The 12,775-nt window shown below is 71.2% G+C and carries 16 protein-coding genes and 1 tRNA gene; 14 read left to right on the plus strand and 3 right to left on the minus strand.

Annotation, left to right across the window (positions count from 1 at the left end; genetic code table 11):
• Window positions 1-53: 53 nt before the first annotated feature.
• A complete protein-coding gene (locus tag PLL68_RS06925) occupies window positions 54-545 on the minus strand; it encodes an Lrp/AsnC family transcriptional regulator (RefSeq protein WP_324532919.1) in 492 nt (163 codons plus the stop codon).
• Between the two features lie 108 nt (window positions 546-653).
• Between PLL68_RS06925 and hppD the strand changes: the two genes are divergently transcribed.
• Window positions 654-1,892 (plus strand): 4-hydroxyphenylpyruvate dioxygenase, encoded by a 1,239-nt coding sequence (gene hppD, locus PLL68_RS06930; RefSeq protein ID WP_324532921.1) that lies wholly within the window; start codon window positions 654-656, stop codon window positions 1,890-1,892.
• 68 nt (window positions 1,893-1,960) lie between these two features.
• Complete coding sequence (locus PLL68_RS06935) at window positions 1,961-2,848, plus strand: RDD family protein (RefSeq protein WP_324532923.1); 888 nt, start codon at window positions 1,961-1,963, stop codon at window positions 2,846-2,848.
• A gap of 31 nt (window positions 2,849-2,879) precedes the next feature.
• Here the strand turns inward: PLL68_RS06935 and fahA are convergent, their stop codons facing one another.
• Both fahA and PLL68_RS06945 read right to left on the minus strand, forming a co-directional pair.
• Entirely contained in the window at window positions 2,880-4,106 is a 1,227-nt protein-coding gene (gene fahA / locus PLL68_RS06940) for a fumarylacetoacetase (RefSeq protein WP_324532925.1), read from the minus strand.
• Between the two features lie 3 nt (window positions 4,107-4,109).
• On the minus strand, window positions 4,110-4,979 hold the full coding sequence (locus PLL68_RS06945) for a hypothetical protein (RefSeq protein ID WP_324532927.1): 870 nt from the start codon (window positions 4,977-4,979) through the stop codon (window positions 4,110-4,112).
• Between the two features lie 82 nt (window positions 4,980-5,061).
• Between PLL68_RS06945 and PLL68_RS06950 the strand changes: the two genes are divergently transcribed.
• From PLL68_RS06950 to PLL68_RS07005, 12 genes are all read left to right on the plus strand, one after another.
• Complete coding sequence (locus tag PLL68_RS06950; RefSeq protein ID WP_324532929.1) at window positions 5,062-6,309, plus strand: homogentisate 1,2-dioxygenase; 1,248 nt, start codon at window positions 5,062-5,064, stop codon at window positions 6,307-6,309.
• A gap of 77 nt (window positions 6,310-6,386) precedes the next feature.
• Complete coding sequence (locus tag PLL68_RS06955; protein WP_324532931.1) at window positions 6,387-7,154, plus strand: hypothetical protein; 768 nt, start codon at window positions 6,387-6,389, stop codon at window positions 7,152-7,154.
• Window positions 7,151-7,414, plus strand: coding sequence for a hypothetical protein (locus tag PLL68_RS06960; protein WP_324532933.1), 264 nt, complete (start codon window positions 7,151-7,153; stop codon window positions 7,412-7,414). Before PLL68_RS06955 ends, PLL68_RS06960 begins: the two co-directional genes overlap by 4 nt.
• A 31-nt stretch (window positions 7,415-7,445) precedes the next feature.
• Complete coding sequence (gene clpS / locus PLL68_RS06965) at window positions 7,446-7,736, plus strand: ATP-dependent Clp protease adapter ClpS (RefSeq protein ID WP_159904072.1); 291 nt, start codon at window positions 7,446-7,448, stop codon at window positions 7,734-7,736.
• Window positions 7,736-8,368, plus strand: a complete 633-nt coding sequence (locus PLL68_RS06970; protein WP_324532936.1) for a DUF2017 domain-containing protein — start codon at window positions 7,736-7,738, stop codon at window positions 8,366-8,368. The genes clpS and PLL68_RS06970 overlap by 1 nt, the downstream gene beginning before the upstream one ends.
• Window positions 8,369-8,494: 126 nt before the next feature.
• Window positions 8,495-9,322, plus strand: a complete 828-nt coding sequence (gene murI / locus PLL68_RS06975; protein WP_324532938.1) for a glutamate racemase — start codon at window positions 8,495-8,497, stop codon at window positions 9,320-9,322.
• Window positions 9,319-10,086, plus strand: a complete 768-nt coding sequence (locus PLL68_RS06980) for an MBL fold metallo-hydrolase (protein WP_324532940.1) — start codon at window positions 9,319-9,321, stop codon at window positions 10,084-10,086. The genes murI and PLL68_RS06980 overlap by 4 nt, the downstream gene beginning before the upstream one ends.
• A gap of 106 nt (window positions 10,087-10,192) precedes the next feature.
• Window positions 10,193-10,951 carry a ribonuclease PH gene (gene rph, locus PLL68_RS06985; protein WP_324532942.1) on the plus strand — a complete coding sequence of 253 codons (759 nt, stop codon included), beginning with the start codon at window positions 10,193-10,195 and terminating at the stop codon, window positions 10,949-10,951.
• Window positions 10,948-11,586 (plus strand): RdgB/HAM1 family non-canonical purine NTP pyrophosphatase, encoded by a 639-nt coding sequence (gene rdgB / locus PLL68_RS06990; RefSeq protein WP_324532944.1) that lies wholly within the window; start codon window positions 10,948-10,950, stop codon window positions 11,584-11,586. Before rph ends, rdgB begins: the two co-directional genes overlap by 4 nt.
• A 28-nt stretch (window positions 11,587-11,614) precedes the next feature.
• Window positions 11,615-11,699 (plus strand) — tRNA-Leu (locus tag PLL68_RS06995).
• A 90-nt stretch (window positions 11,700-11,789) separates the two neighbouring features.
• A complete protein-coding gene (bcp, locus tag PLL68_RS07000) occupies window positions 11,790-12,260 on the plus strand; it encodes a thioredoxin-dependent thiol peroxidase (protein WP_324532946.1) in 471 nt (156 codons plus the stop codon).
• A 7-nt stretch (window positions 12,261-12,267) separates the two neighbouring features.
• The gene (locus tag PLL68_RS07005; protein ID WP_324532947.1) at window positions 12,268-12,579 is read left to right on the plus strand and encodes a DUF3618 domain-containing protein; all 312 of its coding nucleotides are present in this window, start codon (window positions 12,268-12,270) and stop codon (window positions 12,577-12,579) included.
• Window positions 12,580-12,775: the final 196 nt, after the last annotated feature.

Raw genomic sequence — 12,775 nt, forward strand, 5'->3', positions numbered from 1 at the left:
GAGCAGGTCACCGAGCGGATCGACCGGATCAGGCGCTGGTTCGTCGGCCGCCGCTAGGAGTCCTTGGATGCTGCCGCTGCCTCGACGAGGGGGCCGGTGCGGTGGTCCAGGTGGGTCACCAGGCAGATCGCCGTGTTCGCGCGCAGGACGTGCGTGTCGTCGATGATCTCGTCGATGACCCGGCCGAGGTCGGCGTTGTCGCGGGCGACGATGCGCACGATGAGGTCGCCGACGCCGGTGATCGAGTGGATCTCGAGCACCTCGGGGATCGCGGACAGGTGCGCCACGACGGGGGCATGACCCTGCCGCTGCCGGATCTCGAGCGTGCAGAACGCTGTCACGGGATAGCCCAGGGCCTCGGAACTGACGTGGGGCGCGTAGGAGGTGATGACTCCGCGTTCCTCGAGCCGGTCGAGCCGAGCCTGCACCGTGCCCCGCGCGACGCCCAGCGTCCTGGAGGCGCCGAGCACGCCGACATGGGGTTGCTCGGTGAACAGGGCGATGAGGCGGGCGTCGAGATCGTCGATCCCTGTCTGTCGGGGCATGGTCACATTGTTCGGGTTGACCCCCTGTCAGGGCAACACCATGCGCACCCTGACCAGCCAGGAGGCGCACCGTTGCACACCGCTGCCCACAGGCCCCACAGTGATCGGATGACTGACACGACCATGACGCCTGCCAGCCACATCGACCTCACCGAGCAGGAGCGCCAGGCCGGCCTGGACCTGCAGCAGCTCAAGCAGCTCGTCGGCCTCGTCGACTACGACGAGCAGCAGGACCCCTTCCCGGTGACCGGGTGGGACGCGCTCGTCTTCGTCGTCGGCAATGCCACCCAGGCAGCGCACTACTACCAGAGCGCCTGGGGCATGGAGCTCGTCGCCTACGCCGGCCCCGAGCACGGTCAGCGCGACCACAAGGCGTTCGTCCTGAAGTCGGGGTCGATCCGCTTCGTGCTCAAGGGTGCGGTCAGCCCGGACAGCCCGCTCATCGCCCACCACGCCGCCCACGGTGACGGGGTCGTCGACATCTCCCTCGAGGTGCCCGACGTCGACCGCTGCATCGAGCAGGCCCGCCGCGCCGGCGCCACCATCCTCCAGGAGCCCGAGACGGTCAGCGACGAGCACGGCAGCGTGCGCATCGCGGCGATCGCGACCTACGGCGAGACCCGCCACACCCTCGTCCAGCGCGCCGTCGACGGCGTGACGTATGCCGGCCCGTACCTCCCCGGGTACGTCGCCGCCACCTCCTCGTACGTCAAGCGCGACGGCGCCCCCAAGCGGCTGTTCCAGGCGCTCGACCACGTCGTCGGCAACGTCGAGCTCGGCAAGATGGACGAGTGGGTCGGGTTCTACAACAAGGTCATGGGCTTCGTGAACATGGCCGAGTTCATCGGTGACGACATCGCCACCGACTACTCCGCGCTGATGTCCAAGGTCGTCGCCAACGGCAACCACCGGGTGAAGTTCCCCCTCAACGAGCCCGCGATCGCGGCCCGCAAGAGCCAGATCGACGAGTACCTCGAGTTCTACGCCGGCCCCGGCGCCCAGCACCTGGCGCTGGCGACGAACGACATCGTGCGCACCGTCGACGAGCTGCGCAAGGAGGGTGTGGAGTTCCTCGACACCCCCGACGCGTACTACGACGACCCCGAGCTGCGCGCCCGCATCGGTGAGGTGCGCGTGCCGATCGAGGACCTCAAGTCGCGCGGCATCCTCGTGGACCGTGACGAGGACGGCTACCTGCTCCAGATCTTCACCCGCCCCCTCGGCGACCGCCCGACGGTGTTCTTCGAGATCATCGAGCGGCACGGCTCGCTCGGCTTCGGCAAGGGCAACTTCAAGGCCCTGTTCGAGTCGATCGAGCGCGAGCAGGAGCGCCGCGGCAACCTCTGACCGAGGCGGTGCACCGGTTGGGTGTGTGCCGTGTCCGGGAGTCATCGCACGCGTGAGACCCTGAGGCCATGAGCGAGACCCCTTCCGGACCCGGCTGGTACGACGACCCCGACGACGCCTCCCAGCTGCGCTACTTCGACGGCGTGGTGTGGAGTTCGCACACCACGCCGCGCAAGTCACCGACGATCGACGACTCGGTGATCGGCCGTGGTGCGCAGCAGCCGGACGGCGCAGGCCTGCAGGGCGGGTGGGTTCACCCCGGCGCGACCCAGCCGGGTGCGGCCCAGCAGGGCGGGCCCCAGGGTCCCGGGCAGGGTGGCTGGTCGGGACCGGGCTACGGGGGCGGTCAGGGATACGGCGCTGGGCCGGCCTACGGCGGTTACGGCGCGGCCTACGCGCAGCGCCGTGACGTGCTTCCTGACGGTGCGGTGCTCGCCCAGTGGTGGCGGCGCCTGCTGGCCCGCATCCTCGACAGCTTCATCACGAGCATCGTGGCGCTGGTCGTGGCCATCCCGTGGCTCGGGCCCATGTTCGCGGCCGTCACCGACTTCGTCGACGCCACCGTGGCCGCGGCAGAGGCGGGTGGCGCGATGCCCGACCAGAACGCCTACATCACCGAGATGCTGACGGCCAGTCTCCCGATCACGATCGTCAGCCTCTTCGTGGGCCTGCTCTACGAGACGGTCTTCCTCGTCTGGCGGGGTGCCACCCCCGGCAAGATGGCGCTGGGCACGGTGGTCCGTCGCGTCGGATCACCGGGCAAGCTCACCGTGGTGGATGCCATCAAGCGTCAGCTCATCGGGCTCGCCACCGCCGCCGTCGGTGTCCTGCCGGTCGTGGGGCTGCTGGGCTCGATCGTCAGCATCCTCGACCCCGCGTGGCTGCTCTGGGACCCCAAGCGTCAGACCCTGCACGACAAGCTGGCAGACACGGTGGTCGTCCTCAAGCCGCGCTGAGCCTCGGCGGGCACCGCCATCGGCCCTGATCTCAGCGGGCGGCGAGCACCGTCCCGGTGCACTCGCCGAGCCCGATGAGCGCACCGTCCGGCCCCGGGGCGACGGCCCGCAGGGTCACGGTGTCGCCGTCCTCGAGGAAGGTCCGCTGTGACCCGTCGGCCAGCGTGATCGGCTCCGTCCCGCTCCACGACAGCTCCAGGAAGCTGCCGCGGGTGTCCTTCTCCTCGCCCGAGATCGTGCCCGACCCGAACAGGTCTCCGGTGCGCACACTCGCCCCGTTGACCGTCATGTGGGCGAGCATCTGCGCCGGCGACCAGTACATGTCGCGGAACTGCGGCCTCGCGACGACGGTGCCGTTCCACTCGACCTCGAGGCTGATGTCGAGCCCGTATGCCGTGCCGGCGCCGTCCGCGGTCGGCTCACCGCGCAGGTAGGGCAGCGGTTCGGGGTCCTGCCCGGGCAGCGGCACGTGAGCCGCGCCCAGGGCGTCCATCGTGACCACCCAGGGGGAGATCGACGTCGCGAACGACTTGCCGAGGAAGGGCCCGAGCGGCACGTACTCCCACGCCTGGAGGTCCCGAGCCGACCAGTCGTTGAGGATGACGACACCGAACAGGTGCTCCCCGGCATCCGCGAGAGGCACGGGTTCGCCGAGGCGCGACGCGCCGCCGACGACGAAGCCGAGCTCGGCCTCGATGTCCAGGCGAGCCGACGGCCCGAACACCGGCGCCGGCTCGGTGGGGGGCTTTCGCTGGCCGCAGGGGCGCACGATGTCGGTGCCCGAGACGACGACCGTGCCGGAGCGGCCGTGGTAGCCGATCGGCAGGTGCTTCCAGTTCGGGGTGAGCGGTTCGGAGTCGGGCCGGAACATCCGGCCGACGTTCGTCGCGTGGTGCTCGCTGGCGTAGAAGTCGACGTAGTCGGCGACCTCGATCGGCAGGTGCATCGTCACCTCGGCCACCGGCACGAGGTGGGACTCGACGCAGTCGCGGTGGGCCTCGTTGGTCAGCTGCTCGGTGAGCCACTCACGGGCCGCCGTCCACGCGGACCGGCCCTGGGCGAGGAACGGGTTGAGCGAGCCCGCCCGCCACACCGCGCCGGACTCCATGCCCGCCTGCTCGGCGCACGCGGCGACGTCGAGCACGTGCTCGCCCACGCGAACCCCCACGCGTGGCTGAGCGCCGTCGGTCGAGAAGACGCCGTAGGGGAGGTTGTGGATGCCGTAGGGGTGGTCGGCGGGCAGGTCGAGCCAGGTCATCGCTCAGTCCTTCGTCAGCAGGTTCAGGGCGGTCAGTTCGTCGATCGGGTCGGTCACGGTGCAGCAACCGTAGGCCGTGAAGGCGGCGCGCACCCGCGTCGCCGTCTCGGGCGTCCACGCGCCGACGAGGGCGGCCAGGGCCTGCGCATCGCGCACGGCGAGCAGCCCGGCGACCTCGTCGTGCCCGGCGCCGTCGAGCGCGGCAGCCGTCGCGAGCAGGACGTTGAGGATGCCGTGGTTCTCCTCGGCCACACCCCCCACCTCGTAGGTGCCTCGAGCGGCATGGTGCAGGCCCCCGGTGAGCTTGAAAGGCACCTGGGGCGCCATGGAGCGCAGCACCTCGGCCAGCTCGGCCTCGTCCGGCCACGCCCAGGCCGGCGTCGGCCCGGTGCGGAACTTCGCGACGACGGGGTGGCCGGCCTCGCACGCGGCACGGATCTCGGTGATGGCCCGCGGCTGATCGGCACCCCGGGGGATCTCGACGGCGAGCGGCAGCGCTCCTGCGAGGGCCTGCACCCACCCGTCGAACCACCCGACCTCGGCGCCGGCGACCTGCACTCGTGGGTCGTCGAGCAGCAGGTCCCGGGCCGCCGGCACCAGCGCGGGGTCCGCACCGGGGCGCGCGATGAGCACGACCTCAAACGGCTCGGATGCCGCCCGCCCACCATCGGTGGTCGGCTCGCCGTCGAGAACGGACACCAGGTCGGCAGCACTGGCAGCCGGGACGAGCAGGGGTCCCACACAGCCGGCGTACCCGGAGGTGAGGTGGGCGCGGTGGTGCGCCACGGCATCCGGCAGTGTGGCGTTCCCGGGAGGGAACACGGCGGCGTCGTCGATCAGGTCGCGGAACACGCTGCTGGTCGTCGAGGGCATGGTGCTCACGGTACCGAGCCGCCCTGACCGGGCGTAGCCTGCGGGGGAGACACCAGGGACCTCGAAGGAGTGGACGGCAGCAGTGGCGCACTACCAGGCAATGGGCAGCATCCCCCCGAAGCGGCACACCCAGCACCGGCGGCCCGCAAAGCGCGGCCAGGTGGGTGAGCTGTACTCCGAGGAGCTCATGGGTGAGGAGGGGTTCTCCTCGGACTCCAGCCTGCTCTACCACCGCAACATCCCCTCGGCGGTGGCCGAGTACCGGGTCTGGAACGTCGGTGACCTCGCGACGACGCCCAACCACCCGCTGCTTCCGCTGCACCTGAAGCCCCACGACCTGTTCCCCGCGTCAGTGGTCAAGGACACCGACGTCGTCACCGGCCGTCGACTCCTGCTCGGCAACGGCGACGTGCGACTGTCGTATGCCGTCGCGGGCGCGCCGAGTCCGTGGTACCGCAACGGCATCGGCGACGAGTGCGTGTACGTCGAGCGCGGCCGGGCCCGTGTCGAGACCGTGTTCGGCGCGTTCGAGGTGGGGGAGGGCGACTACGTCATCCTGCCGCGGGCGACGACGCACCGGTGGATCCCCAAGAAGTCCGCCAAGGACCCGCTGCGCACCATCGTCATCGAGGCGAGCAGCCACATCGCACCGCCGAAGCGCTACCTGAGCAAGTACGGCCAGTTCCTCGAGCACAGCCCGTTCTGCGAGCGGGACCTGCGTGGTCCGCAGGGCCCGCTGCTCGCCGAGGACATCGGTGAGGACCCCGACGCGCACACCGAGGTCTACATCAAGCACCGCGGAGGTGGCCCGGCGAGCAGCGGCGGCATCGTCGGCACCGTGCACGTCGTGCCGTTCCACCCGCTCGACGTCGTCGGCTGGGACGGCTGCCTCTACCCGTACGTGTTCAACGTGCGCGACTACGAGCCGATCACCGGGCGCATCCACCAGCCACCGCCGGCGCACCAGGTCTTCGAGGGCTGGAACTTCGTCATCTGCAACTTCGTGCCGCGCAAGGTCGACTACCACCCCCTGGCGATCCCCGTGCCGTACTACCACTCCAACGTCGACAGCGACGAGGTGATGTTCTACGTCGACGGCGACTACGAGGCCCGCAAGGGGTCGGGCATCGCCAAGGGCTCGATCTCCCTGCACCCCGGGGGGCACGCCCACGGACCCCAGCCCGGCGCGGCCGAGGCGTCGATCGGCAAGGAGTCCTTCGACGAGCTCGCCGTCATGGTCGACACCTTCCGCCCGTTGGAGATCGGTGAGGGTGGCCGGGCCTGCGACGACGGCGTGTACGCCGGGTCGTGGAACCGCCCCCGCGCCTGAGTGTGGCGCGAGGGTAGGCTGGCCGCTCATCTCGGCCCCGTCGCGTGCGTGGCCCGCACCGCAGGAGGGGCCACCGCGTGAGTGACGTGCTGACCCTGCACGGGCTGGGGTGCTCGGTCGAGGTCCGGTGCTCCGGTGACGCGGCCGCCCCCCTGCTGGAGGCATTGCGGGCGGCGTGGTCACGGTGCCTCGTCGCCGACGGCCGCGTCGAGCCCCGGGCGGCCAACCCGGTCGAGGCGCGGCTCGACGACGAGGGTGACCTCGCCCACCGGCTCATGGCCACGACCCAGACGGTGACCCGGGCGCTGATCGCCGCCCAGGCGGGGCACCTGCTCATGGTGCACGCCGGAGCGGTCAGCCACCCGCTGACCGGGGTCAGCCTCGTCTACGTCGCTCCCGGCGGCACGGGCAAGACCACGCTGAGCCGGCGCCTCGGGCAGTCGTACGGCTACCTCACCGACGAGACCGTCGGCATGGATGCCGACGGCCGGATCCTGCCCTACCCCAAGCCGCTGTCGGTGCGTCGGCAGGAGCAGCCGGGCGTCAAGGACGAGCTGTCGCCCGACGCCCTCGGCCTGCTCGCCGCGCCGCCGGCGCCGGTGGCGTCCAGGGTCGTGCTGCTGGCCCGGGACCCTGCCGCCACGGCCGCCGACGTCGAGGAGGTGCCCTTCATGGATGCCGTGTTCGCCCTCACCGAGCAGTCGTCCTCGCTGGCCGCGCTGCCACGGCCACTGCACCGGATGGCCGACTTCATCGACGCGGCCGGCCCCGTGCTGCGCCTTCGCTACGCCGAGGCCGCCGACCTCGACGGCACGGTGACCGCCCTGCTGGGTGGTGCGGCATGAAGGTGCAGCGCTGCCCCGTCGACGACCTGCTGACCCGCGACGGCGAGACCGCCGTGCTCGCCCACGGCAAGGCACTGCGGCTCAGCGCCGTCGCCGTCGCGATCTACGACCTCACCGAGCACGAGATCGAGGTGGAGTCCCTCGCCGAGGCCCTGGAGTCCCAGGTGGGAGCCCCTGCGGACCGCTCGACCCTGGAGGCGACCGAGGCGGCGGTCGCGATGATGGTGCGCCACGGCATCCTCACGCGGTCCTCACGCTGAGCACCGCGAAGGTGCGGCCTATCCTTGCGAGGTGTCGCTCGCACCCGTCACGCAGGAGGTCACCGCCACCGGCGGTGACCTCGCCCCCGACCTGCCGTGGATCACGATCGTGTGGAACGACCCGGTCAACCTCATGTCGTACGTGACCTACGTGCTGCAGAGCCACTTCGGCTACTCCCGGGCCAAGGCGGAGAAGCTGATGATGGACGTGCACACCCAGGGACGCGCCGTCGTCGCGAACGGCACCCGGGAGGCCATGGAGGCCGACACCGAGGCGCTCCAGGGCTACGGCCTCTGGGCGACGTTCCAGAAGGACTCCTGATGGCGCGGGGGTTCCGCCGCAAGGGGCGGGGGAGGGCCGCGTCCTACGTCGCACGCCTCGACCCGCTCGAGCGGGCGACCGTCGCCGGGCTGATGGAGCAGGTGCACGACCTGCTCGAGCCACCGCCGACGACGACCGTCGGGCCCGGGTCGGAGGGGCCGGTGGACGAGTTCGCCGCGATCGTCGCCGGGCTGGGGATGGGTGTCACCGTCGCGGCCGAGGACCAGGCCGACCTCGTGGCCTCCGGGGCCGGCCGCGACCCCGCGCTCGACCGCCTGCTGCCGACGGCCAACCTCCAGGACGACGAGGCCGCGGCGGAGTTCCGCCGGCTCACCGAGACCGGGTTGCGCCAGCGCAAGGCAGCAGGCCTCGCGCTGGCGGCGAGCCTGCTCCGTGCCGAGGACAAGGTCGTGCTGGACGAGGCCTCGGCGCGTGCCTTCCTCACCGCGCTCACCGATGTCCGGCTCGTCCTCGGCGAGCGGATGGGCCTGCGCACCGACGAGGACCTCGAGGCCCTCGAGGCGGCGGCCGGCGAGCTCGACCCGGACGACCCGCTCGGGTACGCCCTGGCCGTGTACGACTTCCTCACCTGGTTACAGGAGACCCTGGCCTCGGCCATGCTGACGGCCTGAGCGGCCGGGTCCCGCCCGCCTCGGTCGTGCGTACCCGCCCGTCACCGGGCGACTGCGAGGGCGCTGTGACGCGTGCGACGTACCGACGGCGATGTGCCGGTGCGCGTCGGCGCATACCCTTTGCGGGTGGCTGACCAACCGATTGGGGTGTTCGACTCCGGCTATGGCGGGCTGACCGTCATGCGGGCGGTCCTCGACCAGTTGCCACACGAGTCGGTGGCCTACTTCGGCGACACGGCGCGCGCCCCCTACGGCCCTCGTCCCATCGCCCAGACTCGTGAGCTCGCGCTGGAGTGCCTGGACCGGCTCGTCGACCACGGTGTCAAGGCGCTCGTCATTGCCTGCAACACGGCGAGTGCAGCGGTGTTGCACGATGCCCGTGAACGCTACGACGTCCCGGTCATCGAAGTGATCCGACCCGCAGTGCGCCGCGCGGCCTCTGCCACGCGCAATGGTCGGATCGGTGTCATCTCGACCGTCGGCACCCACCAGTCGGGTGCCTACCTCGACGCGTTCGCCGCAGCTCCGCACCTCGACGTCGTGAGCACGCCGTGCCCGCGCTTCGTCGAGTTCGTCGAGCGGGGCATCACCGGTGGCTCGGAGCTGGTCGCGGTCGCGCACACCTACCTTGACCCGTTGCGTGAGCAGGGTGTCGACACCCTCGTGCTCGGGTGCACGCACTATCCGCTGCTCGCGGCGGTGATCACCTATGTCATGGGCGACGGCATCACGTTGGTCTCGTCGGCAGAGGAGACCGCCAAGGACGTCTATCGCGTCCTTGCCGACGCAGACCTCCTGCGACCCGATGGACTCCCGCCACCCGACCACGGGTTCACGACCACGGGGGATCCGGACGAGTTCCGCCGCCTGGCCGCCCGTTTCCTGGGTGTCGGCTCACGCTTGGGCCCGGTGTTCACCGCCCCGCTGCCCCTCGACGTCGAGGGGCCCGAGTGAGAGTCACCGTCATCGGGTGCTCGGGCTCATTCGCCGGCCCGAGCTCCCCAGCGTCCTCCTACCTGGTGCAGGCGGAGTTCGGTGGGCGGACGTGGAGCATCCTGTTGGATCTCGGGAGCGGAGCGCTCGGGGCGCTGCAGCGTCAGATGTCCCCTGACGACCTCGACGCCGTGCTCATCACGCACCTTCACCCTGATCACTGCGTCGACCTCTGCGGCCTCTATGTCTCGCGTCGCTACCGGCCCTTCGGCCCGTTGCCGGCACGCCTACCCGTCTTCGGGCCGACCGGAACGGCACGACGGCTGCAGCTGATGTACCACGGCCTCGAGCCCGGTGGGATGGAGGCCGAGTTCGACATCCACACCGTGGTGGATGCAGCACCGATCCTGATCGGGCCGTTCACCGTGACTCCCTATCGCGTGAACCACCCCGTCGAGGCGTACGGCTACCGGGTCGAGGCGGGGGGCGCACTCCTGGCCTACACCGGCGACACGGACGACTGCCCCAATCTCGACCCCCTGCTGCGCGGTGTCGATCTTGCGTTGATGGACTCGGCCTTCATCGATGGGCGCGACGACGTCGTCGACATCCACCTGTCGGGGTCCCGCGCCGCCAGGGCCGCACTGCGCGCGGGTGGTGTGCAGAGCCTGGTGCTGACGCACATCCCGTCCTGGAACGACCCCGAGGTCTGCCGTGCTCAAGCGGCCATGCACTGGCCCTCTGCCGTGGGGCTCGCCGCTGCGGATGCGGTCTACGAGATCTGAGCGTCCCCCGTGCGCGCGGACCTCACGGGCAACCGTGCGGCCGCCCGCGGCTCGACACCGCCCGCGGTGGCTGATCTGCCCCCCGTGACGCCATAGCCTTGGGTCCATGCCTTCTGACTCAATTCGCCATGATGGTCGTGCCCCGGATCAACTTCGTGAGGTGCGGATCACCCGCAACTGGCTCGACCACGCCGAGGGCAGCGTGCTCGTCGAGTTCGGGCGAACCCGCGTCCTGTGCGCGGCCTCGTTCACCGCAGGGGTTCCTCGGTGGCTCAAGGGCCGGGGCACCGGCTGGGTCACCGCTGAGTACGAGATGCTGCCCAGGTCGACCAACACCCGCTCGGACCGGGAGTCACGCCGGGGGAAGGTCGGCGGACGCACCCACGAGATCAGCCGGCTCGTCGGCCGCAGCCTGCGCGCGGTCATCGACACCAAGGGCCTCGGCGAGAACACCATCGTCCTGGACTGTGACGTCCTCCAGGCCGACGGTGGCACCCGCACGGCCGCGATCACCGGGGCCTGGGTGGCCCTGGCGGATGCCGTGGGCGATGCCCGGTCCCGGGGCCTGATCCCACCGTCCGCCCAGCCGCTCACCGGGTCGATCGCGGCTGTGAGCGTCGGGCTCGTCGACGGACTCCCGGTGCTCGACCTCGACTACCCGGAGGACTCGACGGCGCAGACCGACATGAACGTCGTCATGACCGGGGACGGGCGGTTCGTGGAGGTGCAGGGCACCGCCGAGGGGGAGCCGTTCGACCGCGCCGTGCTCGGCGACCTGCTCGACCTCGCGACCGTCGGCTGCGCGGAGCTCACCCTCCTCCAGCAGGCAGCCCTGGCGGCGACGCCGCGGGAGCGACGCGCGTGAGCCGTCGGCTGGTGCTGGCCACCCGCAACGAGCACAAGGTGCACGAGCTGCGCCAGATCCTCGGCAGCCTGGTCACCGACCTCGACCTCGAGATCATCGGGGCCGGCGACGTGGAGGGCGCCCCGGAGGTCGCCGAGACCGAGGTGACGTTCCTCGGCAACGCCCGGCTCAAGGCCGTGGCCCTGGCCGAGGCCACCGGCCTGCCTGCGCTCGCCGATGACTCCGGCCTCGCCGTCGAGGTCCTCGGTGGGTCCCCAGGCGTGTTCTCGGCCCGATGGTCGGGCTCGGCCGCCGGGCCGGGGGCCACGCGGGCGGAGGTCGACAGGGCCAACCTGCACCTGCTGCTGGAGCAGCTCGGCGACGTCCCCGACGAGCACCGGGCCGCGGCCTTCGTGTGCGCCGCCGTCCTCGCGATGCCCGACGGTCGGGTCCACGGGGTCGAGGGACGCGTGGAGGGCCGGCTCGCCCGCGCCCCCGAAGGCCACCACGGCTTCGGCTACGACCCCGTGTTCGTCCCGACCGGGCAGCAGCGCACGCTCGCCGAGCACACCGACGAGGAGAAGAACGCGATCTCCCACCGGGGACGGGCCTTCCGCGCCCTCGAGCCGGTGCTGCGAGAACTCCTCGGCGGCTGAGCGCCGTTCGTCGTAGGCTGTCGACCGCGCGCGAGTGGCGGAACTGGTAGACGCGCCAGATTTAGGTTCTGGTGCCTTCGGGTGTGCGGGTTCGAGTCCCGCCTTGCGCACCAGGTCCCGTGTGGTTCGTCGGCCCGCGGTTCCGTTGTCCCGGGGCCGATGTAGGTTGGCACCACCGATGCACGACACGACGAGGAGGCACCGTGGGTGACCGGCTCAGCCCCGGCGACAGCGCGCCCGACTTCACCCTGCCCGATGACACCGGCACGCCGGTGACGCTGAGCGCGCTGCGCGGCGGCAAGGTCATCGTCTACTTCTACCCGGCGGCGATGACGCCGGGGTGCACCACGCAGGCGTGCGACTTCAGCGAGTCCCTGGAGTCCTTGGGCGCGCACGGCTACACGGTGCTCGGCATCTCTCCGGACACGCCGGAGAAGCTTGCCCGCTTCCGCGAGAAGGACGCCCTGACGATCACCCTGCTGTCCGACGCGGACCGGGCCGTCATGACGGCGTGGGGTGCCTTCGGCGAGAAGAAGCTCTACGGCAAGACGGTCCAGGGTGTCATCCGCAGCACCGTCGTCCTCGATGAGCAGGGCATCGTGACGCACGCGTTCTACAACGTCAAGGCCACCGGACACGTCGCCAAGCTGCGGCGCGACCTCGGACTGCAGTGAGGAACCCATGAGCAACGTCCAGCCTGCGGCCACGGGGCCCTCGACCGGGGCCGCGGCACCCGCACCGGTGACCATCGCCGCCCTCGAGGCCGAGATCACCGCGCGTCGTGACCGGCTCGCGCAAACCATCGACGAGCTCGCCGAGCGCGTGCGCCCGTCCTCGATCATCCAGCGCCAGACCGACGTCGCCAAGCAGCGGTTCGCCGACGTCGCGACCACGCCGTCGGGGGAGCTGCGCGTGGAGCGGCTGGCCGCGGTGGTGGCCGTGGCGGCGGTCGTGGGCAGCTGGCTGATCGTGCGCCGGCTGCGTCGCGGCTGAGCGTGGTCGTGGCCTCGAGGGCGGCCACGGGGCGCCTGCCCGTCCGCATGCTGCACGACCGGGAGGCGAGTCGGTCTCCGCGACGGGCAGACGTCCGGGAACAGCGAACGAGGCCCCCCGGTGTCGGGGAGCCTCGTTCGGTCCAGCGTGGTGCGCCATCAGGGACTCGAACCCCGAACCCGCTGATTAAGAGTCA

The sequence above is a fragment of the Ornithinibacter sp. genome, assembly GCF_035443565.1.
GTDB lineage: Bacteria > Actinomycetota > Actinomycetes > Actinomycetales > Dermatophilaceae > Fodinibacter.

Excerpts from the sequence above, each read along its gene's own strand:
- PLL68_RS06925 (WP_324532919.1), bottom strand. The coding sequence starts at position 545 with ATGCCCCGACAGACAGGGATCGACGATCTCGACGCCCGCCTCATCGCC.
- hppD (WP_324532921.1), top strand. The coding sequence starts at position 654 with ATGACTGACACGACCATGACGCCTGCCAGCCACATCGACCTCACCGAG.
- PLL68_RS06935 (WP_324532923.1), top strand. The coding sequence starts at position 1,961 with ATGAGCGAGACCCCTTCCGGACCCGGCTGGTACGACGACCCCGACGAC.
- fahA (WP_324532925.1), bottom strand. The coding sequence starts at position 4,106 with ATGACCTGGCTCGACCTGCCCGCCGACCACCCCTACGGCATCCACAAC.
- PLL68_RS06945 (WP_324532927.1), bottom strand. The coding sequence starts at position 4,979 with ATGCCCTCGACGACCAGCAGCGTGTTCCGCGACCTGATCGACGACGCC.
- PLL68_RS06960 (WP_324532933.1), top strand. The coding sequence starts at position 7,151 with ATGAAGGTGCAGCGCTGCCCCGTCGACGACCTGCTGACCCGCGACGGC.
- PLL68_RS06970 (WP_324532936.1), top strand. The coding sequence starts at position 7,736 with ATGGCGCGGGGGTTCCGCCGCAAGGGGCGGGGGAGGGCCGCGTCCTAC.
- rph (WP_324532942.1), top strand. The coding sequence starts at position 10,193 with ATGCCTTCTGACTCAATTCGCCATGATGGTCGTGCCCCGGATCAACTT.
- PLL68_RS07005 (WP_324532947.1), top strand. The coding sequence starts at position 12,268 with ATGAGCAACGTCCAGCCTGCGGCCACGGGGCCCTCGACCGGGGCCGCG.